The organism is Paenibacillus sp. EC2-1, assembly GCF_049311625.1.
GTDB lineage: Bacteria > Bacillota > Bacilli > Paenibacillales > Paenibacillaceae > Paenibacillus_AQ.
The window spans coordinates 4,648,127-4,667,371 of the sequence record NZ_CP186006.1 but is presented as its reverse complement, the minus strand read 5'-3'; the positions used below and the strand labels follow the sequence as shown (position 1 = coordinate 4,667,371).

The following is a 19,245-nucleotide window of genomic DNA, read 5'->3' as shown; positions in this document are numbered from 1 at the left end:
TTTATATGTTCTATGTTAGTTAGTTGCTATTTTACGTAAATCCAAGCGGCTCCGAGCCACGTATAAATTTCAACCCACTCACCTTCAACTACTTCTTGAGAGTTGGTTCTAGTCGTATTTACTTTCTGAGGTGCGAGAGCACCGAGGATTTTACCATTAGGTGCATCGTAGAAGTATGTTATTGAAGTAAGTTCGATAATTTTAGTCGGGTTAAGCACAACCTCATGTGCTTTGATGATTGGCTCGTCCAGTGTTGGGATATTGAGCGAATCTGAGTCTGCTTCTTTAACGACAGTAGTCGTTGTAGTAGCTGGAACTAATTCTGTAGCTTTAACAGGATCAGCACCTGCTACCGCAGTCATGGATAGTGCAAGGCCCAGCATTGTTGTAATACTAATTGTTTTTTTCATTGTTTCGTCTCCTCCTAGAAATTTGATTTATGTAGCGACATTATCGATTTAACCACCAAGGAGGTAAATTGAACCAATTTATCAAGTTGTTTTTTGAAAAATGTGGGTTTTAATACTTCGGTTAATAACGAGTTCAGTGGGTATGGCGTGACAAGGTAGTTCGATTCAGCTATACTTTGGAACAGTATTCATGTTCGAAATAAGGGTACATCCGAGGAGGGAAGCCGATGAGTCGCCGTAAGAACAAAGGCGGACGGATACTGCTTGGACTGTTGATATTTATTGTAATCATCGTTGGAGCAGGGATTTGGTACATTTCACCGTCAAAGAGCCTTGATCTAAAGTACCATTCAATTGATGTAAAAGACAAGATTCTTCAAATGGTGGAAACCCGTCAGCCAGAAATCGTACTAAGTAAAGATGAGTTCGCACAGATGAGCAAAAAAAACATGATTGAATATATGAATAAACATAACATTGGGGTTGATCTTACAGGAGCTGATTTTCATATAGACGGTCAGAATATGACTGTAGATGTGAATGGGAAGTGGGGGGTACTGCCTTTTGGTGCGACGCTTCAGTTCCATATGACTGCAAATGGAAGTAATCTATCCCTGGAGCATCAATTGACGACAATTCGCAGTTTAGATATTCCACCATCTATTTTCAAGCTTGACCCTATTGAAATTTCCTTAAAAGAATATCTTCCTGATCTTGTAACGGTTAAAAAAGTTGATTTTCTGGATGAAGGCATGAAACTTACGTTTAAAATTGATTGGTTATCAATTCCTTCATTATGGTAGATAAAAGAACAGCCTCTGGTCCATTGACCAGAGGCTGTTCTTTTGTATTCCTAACCTTTTTCATATCTCTTTGTAATGGTTTTAGTGAATTAGTATTGAATGGCTACATTGATCTTCTTCGACCGGTAAAGAGAGAGACGATGAACAGAACCAAGAAGATGAAGAACAGTACTTTTGCGATACTTGTTGCAGCCTCTACAATTCCGAAGAAGCCGAAAATTCCTGCGACGAGTGCAATGACTAACAATATGACTGACCATCTTAACATAATAATTCACCCTTCTTTCATATAATTTTTTTAGATAGGAGGCATTCTCGTCATTTCTTGATGATGTTCTATTATGTAGAGATTGGCTTCCATCCAAAGCATGGGAACGAACTTCCCAGCGCCTCGTAGTTCTCATTTAACCTAGAGGATTTGGCTTGAAACAAAAGGGCAAGATGGCATACATCGATCATCATGAGTATTGTTTCGTGCTGAAAGAGAGAGGGTAACTATGAAATATCGAGACAAACATACTGGAAAGTGAGGTCATGTTAATGCTGACACAGATTAGTGTTGCGATTATCGCTATTGCTTTTGCAATTCTTGTCTTCTTTCTAATTAAGACTTTGAAGGCAGCAACAAGCTCTCTGGATAAGGTGACTCAAACACTTCAAGAAGTTCAGACCACAATTGATGAACTTAGTTATGAAGTGAAGCAGACGATTCGTAACACGAACGATATAACCGTCGATGTCCAACACAAAATGAAGCAGATTGATCCAGTGATGGATACGGTTAAGAATTTGGGTGAAGCGCTCAGTGAGGTGACCTTTGCGGTAAAACAGGTATCTTCGGGAGTTGTGAGCAAGTTCAATCAGTCTAAAGCAAACACGACCATGAAGAAGAAGGAAGTGCAACAGCCCGTAGTGCCAATGACAGCTCAGGATCGAACTTTTCAGAGCTATGATTCCGTATATCATGAGTCTAAATCTTCGAATGCGGGAAAATGGTTGAATTATGTTGATGTTGCAGCAGGGGTATGGAGTAAGTTTCGTCGTCAGAAAGCCCGTTAAGGGACTGGACATCGGTAAGTGATGAACCGGTTGTCTGTAAGAATAGAAAGGGTGAAGTAATATGTTGAATGTCGTGCTGCTGTTGATGGGTATGCTTTCGCCCTTAAGTGGCGGAGTAGGCTTCCCGCCTGTGTCCGCAACTGAAATGACTGCACCTGTAAATCAAGCCTCAATACTTTCAGATGCTCCTGCTTCGCAGAAAGAGCAGATTGATCGTTATGAGACGCTTAATGGAATTGCTTTAGCGGACACTGCGCAAGATGTGATTCGTAAGCTGGGTGAGCCGCTTGAAGTTACACAGGATCCTTTATTAGGTACAACGGAGTACCATTATAAAGATATGACGGTTGGCCTATTTGACGGGTTGACGGATTACGTTCATGTGGAGCCTTCGGCTAAATCCATTCAGGTGAATGATCAGTCTATTCTACTGACAACCGGTCACATCACGGACTCTCTTGGTCATCCTTATTTCAAAGGCGAGGATGGAGATGTCTACGTGCAGGACCACCAAGTTATTAAGGTATTTAAAGATCATATGGACGGGAATATCGTTGGTGTCGATTTATTTTTCGAATATAGCGAATAACCTGTTTCAAAAGTTTCGAATTCGGTTAAATAATCTAGGGCTCTAACCTAGTACAATCCTATAGGAGGTTTTAAATTATGGAAACTACTAATAAACAAGCCTATGCAAAAATTGTTGAGAATGGAACTTTAGCCGTTCAAGAAATTCAGAACTTAGCAACTTCCGGTTACGCTGCAGATCATATTTATGTAATCGCGCATGATTCTGACAAGACAGAGCGTATCGCTCAAGCTTCAGAAGCTAAAGAGATTGGGATCAAGGAAGAAGGCGTGTTTGATTCGATTGCCAACTTGTTCCGCTCCCGTGGTGACGAACTTCGTGCTAAAATTGTATCTTTAGGATTTACAGAGGCAGAAGCTGACTTTTATGAGAAGCAACTGGACATGGGTAAAGTTCTCGTTATTGCTAAAAAAGATCACGCTTGAGCTAGCTCGACTGGTACATTTCCGTGTAGAATATAGGGCTTTAAACATAGATAAGGAATGGGACAGGACTGTCTCATTCCTTATCTATGTTTTTGAAATAAATGGATTTTTCATGAGGTGGAGCCATTCTCGAAACAATCTATTAAGTGATTTATATAGTATAATAGTTCGAGAAAGGATGTCTAATCGCATAGAGAGTATCGTTAAGGAGAGAGCCATGAGAATACTAATTGTTGATGACAATCCGACTAACGTCATAATTATCCGAGAAATTCTTAAGAAAGAACAATACCGGAATATTGTAACTGCATCCTCAGCCATAGAAATGCTGGAGTATATCGGTATTGGGGATCACTCCTCAGAATTACGACCTAAACGCGTTGACGTTGATTTGATATTACTAGATATGATGATGCCGGAGATGGATGGAATCGAAGCTTGCCGAATCGTGCAGCAATATGATCATCTGAAAGATATTCCGATTATTATGGTGACTGCTGTAGGTGATTCGAAAAAGCTGGCTGAGGCACTTGATGCTGGAGCCGTAGACTATGTGACAAAGCCGATCAATAAAGTCGAACTCATGGCCCGCATTCGTCTAGCTCTTCGTCTGAAACATGAAAAGGATTGGCACAAAGACAGAGAACAACGGATTAAAGATGAATTAACGTTAGCTGCCATGGTGCAAAATGCAGTGCTGAGTCTACCTATTGAAGATGAATCTTTTGAGATTCATGCCTTATATCAGCCGTCTGCTGAATTAGCAGGTGATTTGTATGCTTGGTATCCACTTGGTGAAGGCCGGTATGGGATTATACTGCTTGATATGATGGGACATGGGATTTCTTCGTCATTATTCTGTATGTTTATTGCTTCTGTGTTGAAAGACACGGTGACCACTTATGTAGAACCGGAGAAAGTTATTCAAGAACTTAATCGTAGATTCAATCAGCTTCATCTAGAGAATCAATTGATTCAGTATTATTTTACGGCTATCTATTTAGTTGTTGATACGCGTATGAAGCGAGTCGATTATGTGAATGCTGGCCATCCGCCTGCGTTGTTCTTTCAAGAAGACGGTTCGGTGATGACTCTTGATCAAGGATGCTGTCCTGTAGGATTATTTGATCGCATTGATGGGATGGAGCCACGGAGTTTTCATTATGAAGGGAATGCACATCTTGCTATGTACACGGATGGTATTCTGGAGCTTGTATCTGGAAGTCATGAGGATAAGCTTGATTACTTGAAGCAGCATTTAAGTGGTTCTCATAAGTGGAGAGAAGAAGAGATGAAGGAACGATTTTTTGTGGATAATCCAGCAGAGGAACGAGATGACGATAAATGTCTCGTATGGATCACCCTTAAAGGGAGTGGAGGAACAGAATGAAGATTAGAAGTAAATTAGTTATCGGGTTCACGACACTGCTGGCAATCATGCTTGTATTAACCTTGGTAGGTTATGATCGAATCAGTTTTATGAACAGTCAACTCGATACAATATACAGCGAGCGTTATTTAAAGGTTCGCGATTCCAACGCGGTGCGTGGACAAGTGAATGATATGGCACGGGCTCTTACGAACATGATGCTGAGTGATGAAACAGCTAATTCAGAGCAAACCGTGAACCGCATTAAGGAGATGGATAAGAAGGTAGATTCCATCTTAGAGTCTCTTAAGAAGAGTGGAAATTCGGCTGAAGAACAGCAATTGCTTGATCGGATTGAGAAGGCTAGATCGGAATACGGAGGATATCAATCTAAAGCACTGGATCTTCTTTCAGATGGCAATATTGATGCAGCTAACTCCTACCGAATTACAGCAGGACAAGATGTCCAAGAAGAAATGCTAAACAGTCTGAATGCATTATCGAGTTACCAGAATGCAAGGATAACAGAAGATATTGATGAAGCCAAAACGGCCTATGAACGATCTATTCAGATGACAACTTTTTTTATGGCCGTGGGACTTTTGATTGGATTGATCGTTATTCTATGGGTAGTTCCGAGTATTACTCGTGGAATTAATGTGGTGAACTTGATGATCAAAAGCTTTGGTCAGGGTCGTATGAGGGAGATCCAAGAGATTGAGGTCACCTCAAAAGATGAGATTGGACAAGTAGCTCAGGTGTTCAAAGAAATGGCAGAGGATATTGAAGAGAAGCAGAGACTGGAGCAGACGTACTTAGAAGCTCAGCGTGATCAGTCCTGGTTGAACTCTAACTTGGCTAGAGTTACCGAATTACTTGAAGGGATTGAATCCCTAGAAGAGGTTGGTCAGCGCTTTATGAGTGAGTTTACCCCAGTGATTGGTGCTCATTATGGTGCTCTATATATCCGTGAGGAAGATAAAGATCCGAATAAATTAATGGTTCGAGGATCGTATGCTTTTGAAGGTGGCGATGCACCTAGAAGTTCCTTTACGATTGGAGAAGGCCTGGTGGGACAGGTGGCACTAGATAAGAAATCGATTATGCTGAACAATCCGCCAGAGAATTACATGCAGGTTCAATCAGCATGGGGATCGTCCAAGCCAGGATCGATTATGATTTATCCAATCTTGTTCGAAAATGAGTTGCTTGGTGTCTTGGAAATGGCTTCTTTTGAGCAATTCACTTCACTTCAGGAGCAGCTCATATCTCAGTTAAGTCTGTCACTAGGGACATTGCTCAACAGTATTATGGGACGTATGAGAGTAGAAGAACTCTTGCGTGAGTCTCAAGCACTTACAGAAGAACTACAATGTCAATCGGAAGAACTTCAGACTCAGCAAGAGGAACTTCGTCGTTCGAATGAGAATTTGGAAGAGCAGACAGAGGCGCTTAAACGCTCAGAAGAGCTACTTCAGCGTCAACAAGAGGAACTGGAACATTACAATACAGAGCTTGTTGCTAAGACTCGTGCACTGGAAGAACAGGTTCAAGAAGTGGAAGAGAAGAATCTCGAAATTGAGAAAGCGAAAGAACAGTTGGAGAAGCAAGCGATGCAGCTTTCGGTTACGACCAAATACAAATCGGAGTTTATGGCGAATATGTCACATGAGCTTCGAACACCACTCAATAGCTTGCTGATCCTTTCCCAGCTTCTTTCTGAGAATAAAGGTGGTAACTTAACAGCTAAGCAGATTGAATATGCTCAGACGATTTATATGTCGGGTGCGGACCTTCTTAAAATGATCGATGAGATTCTTGATCTATCCAAAGTGGATGCAGGCAAGATGGAGATTAATAATGAAGCTGTGCATATGACCGAAATCGAAGCGTTTGTTCAGCAGAACTTTGCTCCTGTTGCATTTAAGAAAGGCCTTGCACTGAAAGTTCATGTCGAGGATGGTGTGCCTGAGAGCATTATCACGGATGGTCACAGGGTGAAGCAGGTCCTTCGAAACCTGCTATCCAATGCCTTTAAGTTTACAAGTAAGGGTTCAGTTGAAGTCAACGTAACTCACGGTGATCCGGATAAACTTCCGTTTTTCTTGGATCGAGAACGTAATTATATTGCTTTCTCTGTGATCGATACGGGAATTGGTATTCCAGCAGATAAAACAGACTTGATATTCGAAGCCTTCCAACAGGTCGATGGTACAACGAGTCGAAAATATGGAGGAACGGGACTTGGATTGTCCATAAGCAGGGAATTGGCACGTCTCCTAGGGGGCGGCATAAATCTCGAGTCTGAAGAAGGACAGGGTAGCTGCTTTACATTGTATTTACCTTGTGAACAAGCCATAGATTCAGCGAAGCAAGAAGCGGCAGCTACAACTCAAACAACAAGTGAACTTCTAATAGATAAAAGCTTTGTTGCTCCTAAGAAAGTTAAAGAAGGGGAAGCGAATCCATCCGTTCAGATTGATGATGATCGGGATGATATCGGACCTACAGATAAGGTACTCTTAATCGTTGAGGATGACGATAAGTTTGCTAAGATCTTGCTGGATATGGCAAGAGGTCGCGGCTTTAAAGCATTAGTCGCATTACAAGGGGACATCGGTCTTAAGATGGCCCAATCGTACAAGCCTGACGCCATTATTCTAGATATTCAACTGCCGGTTATGGATGGGTGGTCTGTGCTTGGTGAGCTGAAGAGCTCAGCGGTAACACGTCATATTCCTGTACATGTCGTTTCCGTTGTGGATGAAGTGAAGCAAGGACTTATGATGGGGGCGATCGCTTACCTGAAGAAACCTTCTTCTCGTGAAGCGCTTGAAGGAGCCTTTTCTCATATTGAGTCCTATGCGGAGCAATCTATGAAACAACTGCTCATCGTGGAGGATGACGATATTCAACGACATTCCATCATTGAACTTATTGGTCATGATGATGTTTCGATTACAGCTGTATCTACAGGTAAGGAAGCTCTTGAGAAGCTCAGAACACAGAGATATGACTGTATGGTCCTTGATTTGATGTTGACGGATATGACAGGCTTTGATTTGCTTGATCAAATTCGCGATGATGAGAAGCTTGTCGATTTACCAATCATTATTTATACGGGGAAAGAACTCGATAGCAAGGAAGAAACCCGTCTGCGTAAATATGCGGAGTCGATTATTATTAAGGATGTTAAATCACCAGAGAGATTGCTGGATGAGACGACACTGTTCTTGCACCGAGTAGAGGCGAATTTACCGGAGGATAAGCGTAAAATATTGCAAAAGCTGCATAATAAAGAAGTTCTTTTTGAAGGCAAAAAAATCATGCTTGTAGATGATGATATTCGAAATGTGTTTGCCCTTTCGAGTGTGCTGGAAGGTTACAACATGGAGGTGACTTTTGCCGAGAACGGACGCGAAGCATTAGAGCTATTAGAGGCTGATCCGAATTATGACCTCGTCCTAATGGATATGATGATGCCGGAAATGGACGGCTATGAGGCGATGAGCAGATTGCGTCAAATGCCTCAATTTGAAAAGATGCCAATCATTGCGCTCACGGCAAAAGCGATGAAAGAAGATCGGGCGAAATGTATTGAGGCTGGTGCCTCCGATTACATGAAAAAGCCAATTCAAACAGAGCAACTTCTTTCTCTAATGCGCGTATGGTTGTATTCGTAAGAGAGAGTTTTGGGTAAAGAATAATTGATAGACTAACGTAAAGGGAGAAAGTCGGTGTACAATCATGACATCAAGTGACCAAACGGATATTGAACTAAACACGGAGGAGCATAACGACCGGGAGCTGGAACAAATCGAGATTGAACTTTTACTTGAAGGCATTCATCGATTTTACGGTTATGATTTTCGCAACTATGCGCTCCCTTCATTGAGGCGAAGAATCTGGCATCATGTGCATGCCGAAGGTCTGTCCTCCATATCGTCATTGCAAGAAAAGGTATTACATGAGCGGGCGTGCTTTGAACGCCTTATATATAATTTATCGATTCCGGTCACGGAAATGTTCAGGGACCCTAACTTATTCCTAACATTCAGGCAAAAGGTAGTGCCACTCCTGAGGACTTATCCATATATCCGTATTTGGCATGCTGGATGTTCTACAGGCGAAGAAGTATATTCCATGGCTATTTTGCTACATGAGGAAGGTCTTTATGATAAGGCGCGCATTTATGCTACAGACATGAATTCACGATCATTGCAGCAAGCCAAGGAAGGCGTTTTTGATATTAAGCGCATGAAACAATACACCAAGAACTATTTGGAGGCAGGTGGAACACGCTCGTTCTCCGAATATTATACGGCGAAGTATAACTCGGTTATTTTTCATCCGTTCCTTAAGAAAAACATGATCTTTGCAGAACATAACTTAGCGACGGATCGTTCATTTAATGAGTTTAATGTCATTTTTTGCAGGAATGTCATGATTTATTTTAACGATGAACTTCGCAATCACGTGCATGGACTATTTCATGAGAGCTTAAGCCATTTTGGTATTCTCGTACTGGGAGCCAAGGAGTCGATTCATTTTACGAATTATAGTGATTCGTATGAAGCGCTTGATCGGGCAGAGAAGATTTACCGGAAGATTAAATAGAGTTTTAGGAGGATTCCATGGTGTTTCATGATCCAATTCATATTTTGCTGGTAGATGACCGCCCTGAGAATTTGCTTGCCCTGGAAGCTGTGCTAGACAGCGAACAATACACGCTGATTAAGGCGACTTCCGGGGAAGAAGCATTAAGATGTCTTTTGAAATATGACTTCGCTGTGATTGTTCTTGATGTTCAAATGCCAGGCATGGACGGAATTGAGACAGCACGGTTAATAAAAGCAAGAGACAAGACGAAAGACATTCCCATCATCTTCATATCGGCGAACAGCAAGGAGGCGGAACATCTCTTTGCTGGATACTCTGCCGGTGCTATTGATTATATGGTCAAACCGTTTATTCCTCAGATTCTGAAGTCTAAGATTGAGGGTTTTGTAGATATGCATTTGACGAACAAAAGACTCAAGACACAGTCTATGTTGCTTCATCAAAAGACACAGGAACTGGAAAAGATTAATCATGAGCTTGTACAAGCAAAGGATGCTGCTGAGATAGCAGCCAAAGCAAAAACCGAATTCCTAGCCATGATGAGTCATGAAATTCGTACACCCATGAATGGTGTGATCGGGATGATTGATCTTTTGATGGATAGTGACCTACAGGATGAACAGAGGGAATATGCAGACATCATCCGGAACAGTGCTGATGCACTTGTCTCTATCATTAATGATATTTTAGACTTTACGAAGATGGAGTCTGGGAAGATGGAGCTCGAAGAGCATCCATTTGAATTGAAATCTTGTGTGCAAGAGGTATTTGGACTTTTTTCAGCTGAAGCTAATAAGAAGAATTTAGAGTTGCTGTACTTTATTGAAGATCAAATCCCCCAAATGGTGTATGGAGATATGGGACGTCTGCGACAGGTGTTAATGAATCTCGTATCTAATGCGGTTAAGTTTACGAATCAAGGGGGAGTTTATCTCGTCGTTTCTCTGATTGAGAGAGAGAATGAATCCCTAACCCTTGAGTTTAATATTAAGGACACGGGCATTGGGATTTCGGCGGATAAAGTTGACCGATTGTTCAAGCCATTCTCCCAACTGGATTCATCTATGACTCGAAAGTATGGTGGGACTGGTCTTGGTCTTGCAATCTGTAGGTCGTTGGTTCAGATGATGGGTGGAGAAATCAGGGTGGAATCTACGGAAGAGAAGGGCGCAACCTTCCTGTTTACGATTAAGGTTCGCCAGCATGAGGAAGAAGACCCGCTGCGAGGCCAGGATAAACCCGATGATGCATATGATATGAAAGAAAGGAACTGTTTACCGAATGTACTCGTTGTAGATGATCACCCCATTAATCGAAAGCTTATGTTAAGTATGCTTGGTAAGATAGGTCTAGAAGCAGATATTGCTGAAGATGGAGAGCAGGCTGTGAAGCTGGTAAGGGCAGGGCACCATTATGACATGATATTTATGGACCTTCAAATGCCAGTCATGGATGGTCTGGAGGCTACTCGATTAATTCGGAAACAACAGGTGTTTGGAAAGAGATCTGTGATTGTTGCTATGACGGCTAATGTTATGGATGGTATACAGACACGTTGTCTGGAGGCTGGTATGGATGAATATATCAGTAAGCCAGTAAAAATCAACGGTATTAAGCAAGTTTTGTCTAAGTATGCACTGCCCACATATCATGAACATGTCCTATCTCATGGGCAACAATCGGTGATGTAAATCGACCGCACCTGTCATGTCAAAAAAAACCATGAACAAAATGGTTGCTGGGTTGTTTCAACACATGAAATAACGGGTTATTTGTAATGAAAAACAAATTGCGGGAGAGAGTGTCTATGAATACAAATAATAATGATAAATTCAATGCTAAGACTCACATGGGTGAAGGTGTCTGCACGGTGTTTTTAAGCGGAGAACTTGATTTGTCCGTTGCACCAGATTTTCGATTAGTTATGGAACCACTTGTGAGCAATTCAGAAATGGATTTGATCGTCAACATGAAGGACATGACATATATAGATAGTACAGGGATCGGAATTCTATTATCCATTTTGAAAGCAAGACATGGTATGCAAGCACGCTTTGCTGTTGAAGAGGTTCCTCAACAAATTCAGAAGCTGTTTGATATGACCGGTATTGCGAAGTTCTTTGCCCCTCAGGAGAATTCCCAATAGGAAAGGAAAGAAAAAAATGAATGCTGAAGCACATAAAGTTACGCTGAATTTACCTGCCAGTGCAGAATACGTTGATATTGTTCGTTTGAATTTGTATGGTATTGCATCAAAAATGGGATTTTCTTATGAAGAGATCGAAGACATGAAAGTTGCGGTTTCAGAAGCTTGCAATAACTCAGTTTTATATGCATACGGTCAAGAAGCAGGTATGGTTGAAGTTGTGTTCGACGTTTCTGCTGATTCGTTATCCATCACGGTCAAAGACGAAGGGGAGAGTTTTGATAGTGATGAACGGGTAGACAACCGTACAACTCTTCATGATAAAGAATTGAATGAAGTTCAAATTGGTGGTCTTGGCTTCTATCTCATGGAGGCACTTATGGATGAAGTAAGTGTGACGAATCAAACAGGAAAGGGTACACAAGTTATTCTTACTAAGCGGCTTGCGAGAAGCGAGGAGCCAGTATGAGTGAAAAGGTGACTCCCCCAGAGTCAAGAGATGAAGCAATTAGTCTGATCTGGGAATACCAGCAGACGAAAGATAATGAGATCGCTACGGTCTTAATTAAAAAGTATGAACCTATGGTTAAGATGGCTTCAGGCAAAATTGCCCGGAATAGGCCAGACCTTTATGAGGACTTATATCAGGTTGGACAGATGGCTCTGATCCGTCTGCTTCAACAATATGATATAAGTCTAGGTATTCCTTTTGAGCCTTATGCGATGAAGAGTATGATCGGTCACATGAAGAACTTTTTGCGAGATAAATCTTGGTATATCCAAGTTCCACGCCGTATTAAGGAGAAGGGCGCACTCGTTCAGCATGCTATCGATGAATTAACCATCAAACTAGAAAGATCACCGGCTGTACAGGAGATTGCTGAGTACCTGGAATTGACGGTTGAGGAGACGTTAGAAGTTCTCGCAGGGCGTGAGTGCTATCATTATGTATCTCTTGATTCTCCATTATCACAAGAAGAGACCGGCGCTACCCTTGGTGAGCTTATTAGCTCGGATGTGAATGATTTTGATTCCGTCGAGAAGCGAATGGATTTACAGCAGGCTTTAAGTCAGTTGAAAGAGCAGGAGCAAAAAGTCTTACTACTTGCGTTCCAAGATGGTCAATCGCAGAGAGCCATTGCTCAGAAACTTGGTGTTTCACAGATGAGTGTATCTCGTATACAGAAGAGAGCAACAGAGAAGCTGAAACAAATTATGTCTAATTCATCGTATTGATATGGACAAGCCTTTCTATATCAGGTGTAAAGACCAGCCTACATAAAAGGCACGCTATTCCTGAAAGAAGGATAAGCGTGCCTTTTTAGTGATAATAAATAGGACAAATGAAGAAGGACGTGAGTGATGGGTGACGATCTTGCAGCTGGATAAGGAAGACAATGTGTATCATTTTGGAGGTGGATGGAGTTGGTATGACCTTCAAATCAGAAATTGGGATTCACCTCTAATTGGAGAATTGCGTAATCAATTTCCTTATTCATCGAAATGGTTTGACCTTGTTTCAACGCTTCAAGATAAGAACTATTTGTCTGTTCATTTTCCCGATGGGAAAAATCCTATTATGGTGGGTTCTATCCTCTATACCGTTGCTTCTGCTGTGAATGATGATCATTCGAATGAACAGTTTTATTTTTATATTGATGGAGACGCGTTAATCACCTTCAATCTGGATGAACATACGAGAGGAATTATGCGAGAGGAGGGGCGCGTCTCCATGCTGCATCAATGTACGAGGCCGATTGATGGGATGTTTGTCCTCTCCAGAGCCATCCTGCATTATTTTCATGTTGGAATGGATAAGTTTGAGCATCGCCTGCGGAAACTAGAGGCGGGGATGAAGCATCAGAATAAGCGCTATCTAATGGATAGTATTTTAACATCAAGGTTCGAGTTGATCTTTTGGAATAATTCATTTATATCCTTTCAGGAATTGATTACGGCTTCCAAAGAGGGGTATCAAGAAGATTTAGATGATAGCCGATTCTATAAGCAGCTGTTTTATAGGGTAGAACGAATGGAAAGGTTATTTCATCATTATGAACGTGAAATCGATACACTTGTGTCCATCGACAATGCGATAGCTGGATTTCGAGGAAATGAGATCATGAAGACCCTGACAATCATGACAGTCATCTTTACACCGGCCACGGTAATAGGTGCAATATGGGGAATGAACTTCGATAATCTTCCTTTAATCAAGTATTCATGGGGTTTCACTGCTTCTATGTTGTTAACATTAGCCATGACCGCAGGCATGTATTTATGGATGCATATGAAGGGATGGACAGGGGATATTCTTAGGGTTAAATCTCGGGATCGTAACAAAAATATATAAACGAACAGCAAAAAGTCCGGAAGCTTCCATTGACCGGACTCTTTGCTGTCTTTATTTAGATCGATCAATATATCCCTGTAACTCAGAGATATAATCACCAATAAGCGGCAAGTCAACAAATAGGCTAAGTATATATCCCAGGATACCGAGAATAACGAAAGTACCTATAGTCATTCCAAGTCCTCTTGAAAGACCAGCGGTAAAATTGGTAATCATCCGCTTTTTAGGGTTCATGTAATTCTCAACAATGTCCTTAAAGTCAGATTTTTCAAGAGAATCTGCAATTTTGTCCAGACGAGTATTCAGTCGTTTGACTTCATGTCTTAACTCAAAGGGATGCTCTTCTACCTCATATACTCCGCGAGTATTCGACTTTTGAGCAGAGTGTTTTGAAGATTCTTCTCTTTTTAAATTCCTGTCACGATCTCGGTCATGGTCGCGCTTTCGTGAACGCTCAGGACGATCTGAATGTTCAATTGTACTTCCGCTGCCATTATAGGGGGCTGCTTTGCTCATATCGAATCCCTACTTTCCTTTGATAATGATGGGGAAGAAGCTGAAATAAAAATAGCCAGCTGTGTCAGCTGGCTATAACCCGAAAGTTGCGGTTTAGATTCTAGGTGTCTTCAACTCTTGGCTGACGTCAGAGGAAGCATTTTTCGTCACATGTTTGACGTCTTCGGAAGCAGTTGCAACTTCATCACTTACATCATTGGAAGCTTGTTTAACACTTGCCATGATGTTGCCTCGACTTTCATTAACTGTGGTCATAACGTCGGAAGCTTTTGTGCCTACGGTCTTAGCAATGTCTGTAGCTTTATCACCAACAACACCAGCGACCTCTTTGGTTTTATCCGTAACTAATGTAATCTTTTCGGACAAATCTCCACGGAGTTCACGACCTGGTTTTGGGGCGAATAGAAGGGCTGCTGCAGCTCCAACCAAAGCTCCAATGAAAGCACCTTTAAAGAAAGTTGATCCACTCTGTACCGGATATTCTTGTTCTGTGTGATTCATGACATTCACTCCTTTAGATTAATTTCATTTAATATGTCTAATCGGGAAGATTAGGTAGTGCGTCTAAACATTTTGGATACGAGTCCCAGCAGGAATACGAAGATAGCTGTACCGATAATAGCTGGAACGATTGCGAAACCGCCGATTTCAGGCCCCCATGAACCCATAAGCATGGGTCCGAGCCAAGCACCGACAAAGCCGGCAACCATGGAGCCGATAATACCACCTGGCATATCATTACCTACTAAGGCATCACCGATGATTCCAATAACAATTGCCATCACGATGCTGATAATTATTCCCCACATATCATCGCCTCCTTATTCAGATGTCTTGACCCTTGTTTGTTTGGGCTTGCTTATCTGGTATTTAAACTTGAGAGTTGGCACTGAAACAAGAAAGATGAGAAATAGAGTAAATGAAAGGTATTGTGTAAAAATTATAAGTAAGAATGATAAAAGTGTTAAATTTTGAAGATTTTGAAGCTTTACAAAATTCGTAATGTTTATTTGTGTTTATTTTTGCCTACTGATCTATATTGATTTTTGTACTATACTTAATTAAGCAACTTAGGGATGAAGCAACAGAAGGAGTGAGGCATCATGGAGACAATGCTAGTGAAGGAATATCGTGCAGATGTTATGGAGTGCGCCCATAGTGGGCATATATGTATCGTTAATGAAGAGGGTAAGGTTGAAGCGTATGCGGGTGACCCTAACTATGTAACGTTTACTCGGTCTTCTGCTAAGCCTCTGCAGGCTATTCCTGCTATTCGTGCACAATTAGCGAATCATTATCATTTGACAGATGAAGAAATTGCAATTATGACTGCATCTCACCGAGGGGAGCATGAGCACCAAGAGACATTGATTAATCTCCTGAACAAAACAGGGATTGGTGAAGATCGGCTTGTATGTGCCTCTAGTTACCCGCTTGATGATGAAGCTAGACATTCTTTAATCCGTAACAGAAGTAATAAACGTAAACTTCATCATAATTGTGCAGGTAAACATCTGGGCTTACTAGCTTACAGTCAGATGAAGGGATATACCCTTGAAGGGTATGAGAACCCTAACCACCCTGTACAGCAGGAGATATTAAATACGGTAGCCTATATGAGTGGCTTATCTACAGACGAGATTATTCTCGGAACGGACGGTTGTGGTCTTCCGGTGTTTGCATTACCTATGCATGCTTTAGCAACAGCTTATATGAAGCTTGCCTGTCCGGATCGAATTGAAGACGAAGCTACACGCTTAGCAGTTGAAAAGATTACGAAGGCGATGAATGCTCACCCTTTTATGGTGGCAGGAAGCGGTAGAGTAGATACATTGCTGCTACAGGATAAGAATATTGTTGCTAAGGGTGGTTTTAAAGGAGTCTACTGCTTTGGGCTCAAGGAAGAGAGACTGGGGATTACATTCAAAATATTGGATGGTTCTGAAGAAGAATGGGGCTATGTTGCTGAATCCATTCTTGATCAGATCGGCTATAAGAACAAAGCCACCATGGATCGTTTAAAGGAAGCATACACCAAGGATATCTATAATGATGGGGGACAAAAGGTGGGTAGAGCCGAGACGGTCTTTACTTTACAACGCGTTTAGATACATCAGTTTCCTCATATCTTGGTTGCTTCAGGTAAGGACTATATTCAGATTGATGATTAATTTAAAATCCGCCGGGGTATTAAAGTATAATCCCACAGGGAGAAAACTTTATCTCGCTTTCCTACATGGAAAGTGAAGACGCGGAGGTGAGCGGGCATGATTAAGATCATGACTGCGGCGGAAAGACATACATCACAAAAAGAATGTGTACACAGCGAATATAGCTTTTCTTTTGCGGAGTACGACGATCCGCATAATGAGCACTTCGGTTCTCTTCTGGCTCATAATGATCATATTCTAAAGCCAGGCGGCATGTTTGATCCGGAACTACACCATGACTTGGAAATCGTTAATATTGTATTGGAAGGAAACATTCAGTACGAAGATGAGAATGGTAAGGAACGGCTCGAAACGGGGGCTGTTCAAGTTGTTAGTACTGGGCGAGGATTAACGCATGGTGAGAAGAATGGATCAGATACGGAGGATGCCCGTTTTATTCAGATGTGGTTCTTACCGAATCAGCCGGATATCACTTCAACACGTCATCAAAAGACTTTCGAGCGGGACCAGCAGAAAAATGGTTTGTTGCCTTTGGTTAGTGGGCGTGATGGAGAAGCTCCACTTTCAATTGCTCTAGATACCATAATCTATGGATCCGTTCTTGAGACCGGAACGCAAATCAATTATTCTCTTGCGGAGGGACGTAGAGTCCATGTGTATCTTATCAAAGGTAATATTGAAATCTCCTGTGAAGATGGATCATTTGACTTAACTCCAGGGGATGCTGCTCGTCTTCAAGGATGCGATCAGATTACACTTAAAGGTACTTCAAGTGATGGAGATGCAGAATTGATTTTGATTGATTTACCGTAATGACTTCACCTAAGAAATTGAAATAGCCCCCATCGCGGTTTTCCTTTCAGAAAGGGCCGTGGTGGGGGCTTTTAGCTAACATTTACTCTTTAGAGATTAGTTATTACGCAAGCGTCCAAGCTCTGATACAAGAGCTTCTACCTCAGAGATACTTAGTGTTTTCTTACTCATAACCAGATCATACAGATCACGTATATCTTCATATTGATCTTTGGAGAAGGCTGAAGCCTGCATTGCAGCACCTGAAGCCATGCGGAGCTTTAGCTTAATTTGTTCAATCATATACTCAATGTTCTCTTGAGATTGTTCATTCAGATCCATATTCGGCACCCTTCCTCTCACTCATTTCGTCCCTGTATTGTACCATGCCGCCGCCGGACGAACCAATGTTTTTGCCACCGTTCACGCATTAGGTTAAAATCAGGAGAATGATAAGTCATATGTTGTATGCATCTGTAGCAAATGCTTGTATTTGAAGGGGGAAGGTAATGGGCGATTATGCGGGATTTCGGCAGGCAGAACCTGCAACAAAAATCAAATTGTCAGGAGAACAATTGCATAGTTTTTTCATAAACATATCCCAGCTATATTCCAAGGACCAAATCACTTTTGTATGTATTGGCACTGACCGTTCAACAGGTGACGCACTAGGCCCTCTGACAGGAAGTAGGCTGCTCGAATATGGATTTCCCAATGTAATTGGAACGCTCCCCGATCCGTGTGATGCTTGTAATCTTGAGGCGAAGCTCATGGAGGTTGAAGTTGGAACGGTTGTGATTGCCATCGATGCTTGCTTAGGCCAGGCTTCTTCTGTCCATAGTTTCTTTGTATCTGCTGGTCCTCTTCATCCTGCTCAGTCTGTGGGAAAGCCACTTCCTTCTGTAGGAGATTATAGTATTGCTGCAGTGGTGAATGTACAGGGGCCTAAGCCGTACTGGACGCTGCAAGTAACTTCGCTTTACTTGGTGATGAATATGGCGGAGGAGATAGCACAGGCTGCAGCATCTGCCTTCGGACTAAAACCTTGAAGATAGACGTTTCAATCAGACCGATTTATGGGTTAATAATAGTACATCTTTACAAAACTGTAGCTGCTTCGAATAGCAGCAATAAATAGAAAGAAGGGTATTGTAATGGATAAAGTACAATGCAACGGTCATACGATATGTTATCTGGAACAGGGACAGGGAGAACCCGTTATTCTGCTGCATGGATATTGCGGAAGCTCCTCTTACTGGGAACAGGTACTGAATTATCTGCACGACTACCGGGTCATTGTACCGGATCTTAGAGGTCATGGACGCTCAGATGCGCCGATGGGTCCCTATACGATTGAACAGATGGCTGATGATGTGCTGCTTCTGATGGACGAGCTGGAGATTGAAAAGGCAACACTGCTTGGACATTCGCTTGGAGGATACATAACGTTGTCATTTGTCCAACGATACTCTTCAAGATTGAATGCGTTTGGGTTAATTCACTCTACAGGTTTTCCGGATTCGGAGGAAGCCAAGGAGAAGAGGGTAAAAGCGGTAAGTGTTATTCAACAAGAAGGGATCACTAACTTTGTTGATAGTCTTGTACCAGGTCTATTTGCACCGGGAATGGAAGAAAGACAGCCCGAATGTATCCAAAAGGCCAAGGAAATAGGCTATTTAACACCACCGCAAGGAGCTATCGGTGCAGCACTTGCGATGCGAGAGAGACCAGATCGACGTGATGTTCTATCCGCGTCACCTCTTCCGGTCTTGTTAGTTGCAGGGGAGAAGGATGGGCTCATTCCAACTGAACGTGTCTTTACTACCGATCATCCTAATGTTACGCAGGTTGTTATTAATGAGGCGGGACATATGAGTATGATGGAGAAACCGGAAGAATTGAGCGAAGCCATTCAACAATTTTTAAATAACGTTCACTCCTCATAATTTTTGTTAATGAAGGTGAGAAGTGTGAAGCCGGAGATGAGATGCT

General features: G+C 41.9%; 22 protein-coding genes. 16 read left to right on the top strand and 6 right to left on the bottom strand.

Annotated features, from left to right (window positions below):
- Positions 1-26 precede the first annotated feature (26 nt).
- Entirely contained in the window at positions 27-410 is a 384-nt protein-coding gene (locus ACK8P5_RS21955; protein ID WP_422658341.1) for a hypothetical protein, read from the bottom strand.
- Positions 411-637: 227 nt separating this feature from the next.
- Here ACK8P5_RS21955 and ACK8P5_RS21950 point away from each other — a divergent pair, with 227 nt between their 5' ends.
- Positions 638-1,213 carry a hypothetical protein gene (locus tag ACK8P5_RS21950; protein ID WP_422658340.1) on the top strand — a complete coding sequence of 192 codons (576 nt, stop codon included), beginning with the start codon at positions 638-640 and terminating at the stop codon, positions 1,211-1,213.
- Between the two features lie 103 nt (positions 1,214-1,316).
- Here ACK8P5_RS21950 and ACK8P5_RS21945 read toward each other — a convergent pair whose 3' ends face one another.
- Positions 1,317-1,481, bottom strand: coding sequence for a DUF1328 domain-containing protein (locus ACK8P5_RS21945; RefSeq protein ID WP_422658339.1), 165 nt, complete (start codon positions 1,479-1,481; stop codon positions 1,317-1,319).
- 272 nt (positions 1,482-1,753) lie between these two features.
- On the opposite strand from ACK8P5_RS21945, the gene ACK8P5_RS21940 reads away from it, so the two are divergent.
- From ACK8P5_RS21940 to ACK8P5_RS21890, 11 genes are all read left to right on the top strand, one after another.
- A complete protein-coding gene (locus ACK8P5_RS21940) occupies positions 1,754-2,272 on the top strand; it encodes a DUF948 domain-containing protein (RefSeq protein ID WP_422661547.1) in 519 nt (172 codons plus the stop codon).
- A gap of 61 nt (positions 2,273-2,333) precedes the next feature.
- Positions 2,334-2,861 (top strand): hypothetical protein, encoded by a 528-nt coding sequence (locus ACK8P5_RS21935; protein ID WP_422658338.1) that lies wholly within the window; start codon positions 2,334-2,336, stop codon positions 2,859-2,861.
- A gap of 77 nt (positions 2,862-2,938) precedes the next feature.
- The gene (locus ACK8P5_RS21930) at positions 2,939-3,286 is read left to right on the top strand and encodes a general stress protein (RefSeq protein ID WP_422658337.1); all 348 of its coding nucleotides are present in this window, start codon (positions 2,939-2,941) and stop codon (positions 3,284-3,286) included.
- Between the two features lie 217 nt (positions 3,287-3,503).
- Positions 3,504-4,676, top strand: coding sequence for a PP2C family protein-serine/threonine phosphatase (locus ACK8P5_RS21925; protein ID WP_422661546.1), 1,173 nt, complete (start codon positions 3,504-3,506; stop codon positions 4,674-4,676).
- The gene (locus ACK8P5_RS21920) at positions 4,673-8,338 is read left to right on the top strand and encodes a response regulator (RefSeq protein WP_422658336.1); all 3,666 of its coding nucleotides are present in this window, start codon (positions 4,673-4,675) and stop codon (positions 8,336-8,338) included. The genes ACK8P5_RS21925 and ACK8P5_RS21920 overlap by 4 nt, the downstream gene beginning before the upstream one ends.
- 64 nt (positions 8,339-8,402) lie before the next feature.
- Positions 8,403-9,272: a CheR family methyltransferase gene (locus ACK8P5_RS21915; RefSeq protein WP_422658335.1), complete on the top strand. Its 870-nt coding sequence runs from the start codon at positions 8,403-8,405 to the stop codon at positions 9,270-9,272.
- A 17-nt stretch (positions 9,273-9,289) separates the two neighbouring features.
- Positions 9,290-10,966, top strand: coding sequence for a response regulator (locus tag ACK8P5_RS21910; RefSeq protein ID WP_422658334.1), 1,677 nt, complete (start codon positions 9,290-9,292; stop codon positions 10,964-10,966).
- A 116-nt stretch (positions 10,967-11,082) separates the two neighbouring features.
- Positions 11,083-11,421 carry an STAS domain-containing protein gene (locus ACK8P5_RS21905; RefSeq protein WP_422658333.1) on the top strand — a complete coding sequence of 113 codons (339 nt, stop codon included), beginning with the start codon at positions 11,083-11,085 and terminating at the stop codon, positions 11,419-11,421.
- A 16-nt stretch (positions 11,422-11,437) separates the two neighbouring features.
- Positions 11,438-11,890 (top strand): anti-sigma B factor RsbW, encoded by a 453-nt coding sequence (gene rsbW / locus ACK8P5_RS21900; RefSeq protein WP_422658332.1) that lies wholly within the window; start codon positions 11,438-11,440, stop codon positions 11,888-11,890.
- Complete coding sequence (locus ACK8P5_RS21895; protein ID WP_422658331.1) at positions 11,887-12,657, top strand: sigma-70 family RNA polymerase sigma factor; 771 nt, start codon at positions 11,887-11,889, stop codon at positions 12,655-12,657. Before rsbW ends, ACK8P5_RS21895 begins: the two co-directional genes overlap by 4 nt.
- Positions 12,658-12,787: 130 nt before the next feature.
- The gene (locus ACK8P5_RS21890; RefSeq protein ID WP_422658330.1) at positions 12,788-13,774 is read left to right on the top strand and encodes a magnesium transporter CorA family protein; all 987 of its coding nucleotides are present in this window, start codon (positions 12,788-12,790) and stop codon (positions 13,772-13,774) included.
- Positions 13,775-13,825: 51 nt separating this feature from the next.
- Here the strand turns inward: ACK8P5_RS21890 and ACK8P5_RS21885 are convergent, their stop codons facing one another.
- The 3 genes from ACK8P5_RS21885 to ACK8P5_RS21875 all read right to left on the bottom strand — a co-directional run bounded on the left by ACK8P5_RS21885 (position 13,826) and on the right by ACK8P5_RS21875 (position 15,099).
- Positions 13,826-14,290 carry a DUF5665 domain-containing protein gene (locus tag ACK8P5_RS21885; RefSeq protein ID WP_422658329.1) on the bottom strand — a complete coding sequence of 155 codons (465 nt, stop codon included), beginning with the start codon at positions 14,288-14,290 and terminating at the stop codon, positions 13,826-13,828.
- A 93-nt stretch (positions 14,291-14,383) separates the two neighbouring features.
- Positions 14,384-14,791 carry a YtxH domain-containing protein gene (locus ACK8P5_RS21880; RefSeq protein WP_422658328.1) on the bottom strand — a complete coding sequence of 136 codons (408 nt, stop codon included), beginning with the start codon at positions 14,789-14,791 and terminating at the stop codon, positions 14,384-14,386.
- A gap of 50 nt (positions 14,792-14,841) precedes the next feature.
- On the bottom strand, positions 14,842-15,099 hold the full coding sequence (locus ACK8P5_RS21875; RefSeq protein WP_422658327.1) for a GlsB/YeaQ/YmgE family stress response membrane protein: 258 nt from the start codon (positions 15,097-15,099) through the stop codon (positions 14,842-14,844).
- Positions 15,100-15,393: 294 nt separating this feature from the next.
- Between ACK8P5_RS21875 and ACK8P5_RS21870 the strand changes: the two genes are divergently transcribed.
- On the top strand, positions 15,394-16,398 hold the full coding sequence (locus ACK8P5_RS21870) for an asparaginase (RefSeq protein ID WP_422658326.1): 1,005 nt from the start codon (positions 15,394-15,396) through the stop codon (positions 16,396-16,398).
- Positions 16,399-16,557: 159 nt separating this feature from the next.
- Positions 16,558-17,274: a pirin family protein gene (locus ACK8P5_RS21865; protein WP_422658325.1), complete on the top strand. Its 717-nt coding sequence runs from the start codon at positions 16,558-16,560 to the stop codon at positions 17,272-17,274.
- Positions 17,275-17,370: 96 nt separating this feature from the next.
- On the opposite strand, the gene ACK8P5_RS21860 is transcribed toward ACK8P5_RS21865, so the two are convergent.
- On the bottom strand, positions 17,371-17,595 hold the full coding sequence (locus ACK8P5_RS21860) for a DUF1128 domain-containing protein (protein ID WP_422658324.1): 225 nt from the start codon (positions 17,593-17,595) through the stop codon (positions 17,371-17,373).
- A gap of 167 nt (positions 17,596-17,762) precedes the next feature.
- On the opposite strand from ACK8P5_RS21860, the gene yyaC reads away from it, so the two are divergent.
- Complete coding sequence (gene yyaC / locus ACK8P5_RS21855; protein WP_422658323.1) at positions 17,763-18,302, top strand: spore protease YyaC; 540 nt, start codon at positions 17,763-17,765, stop codon at positions 18,300-18,302.
- A 105-nt stretch (positions 18,303-18,407) separates the two neighbouring features.
- Complete coding sequence (locus ACK8P5_RS21850; protein WP_422658322.1) at positions 18,408-19,199, top strand: alpha/beta fold hydrolase; 792 nt, start codon at positions 18,408-18,410, stop codon at positions 19,197-19,199.
- Positions 19,200-19,245 lie beyond the last annotated feature (46 nt).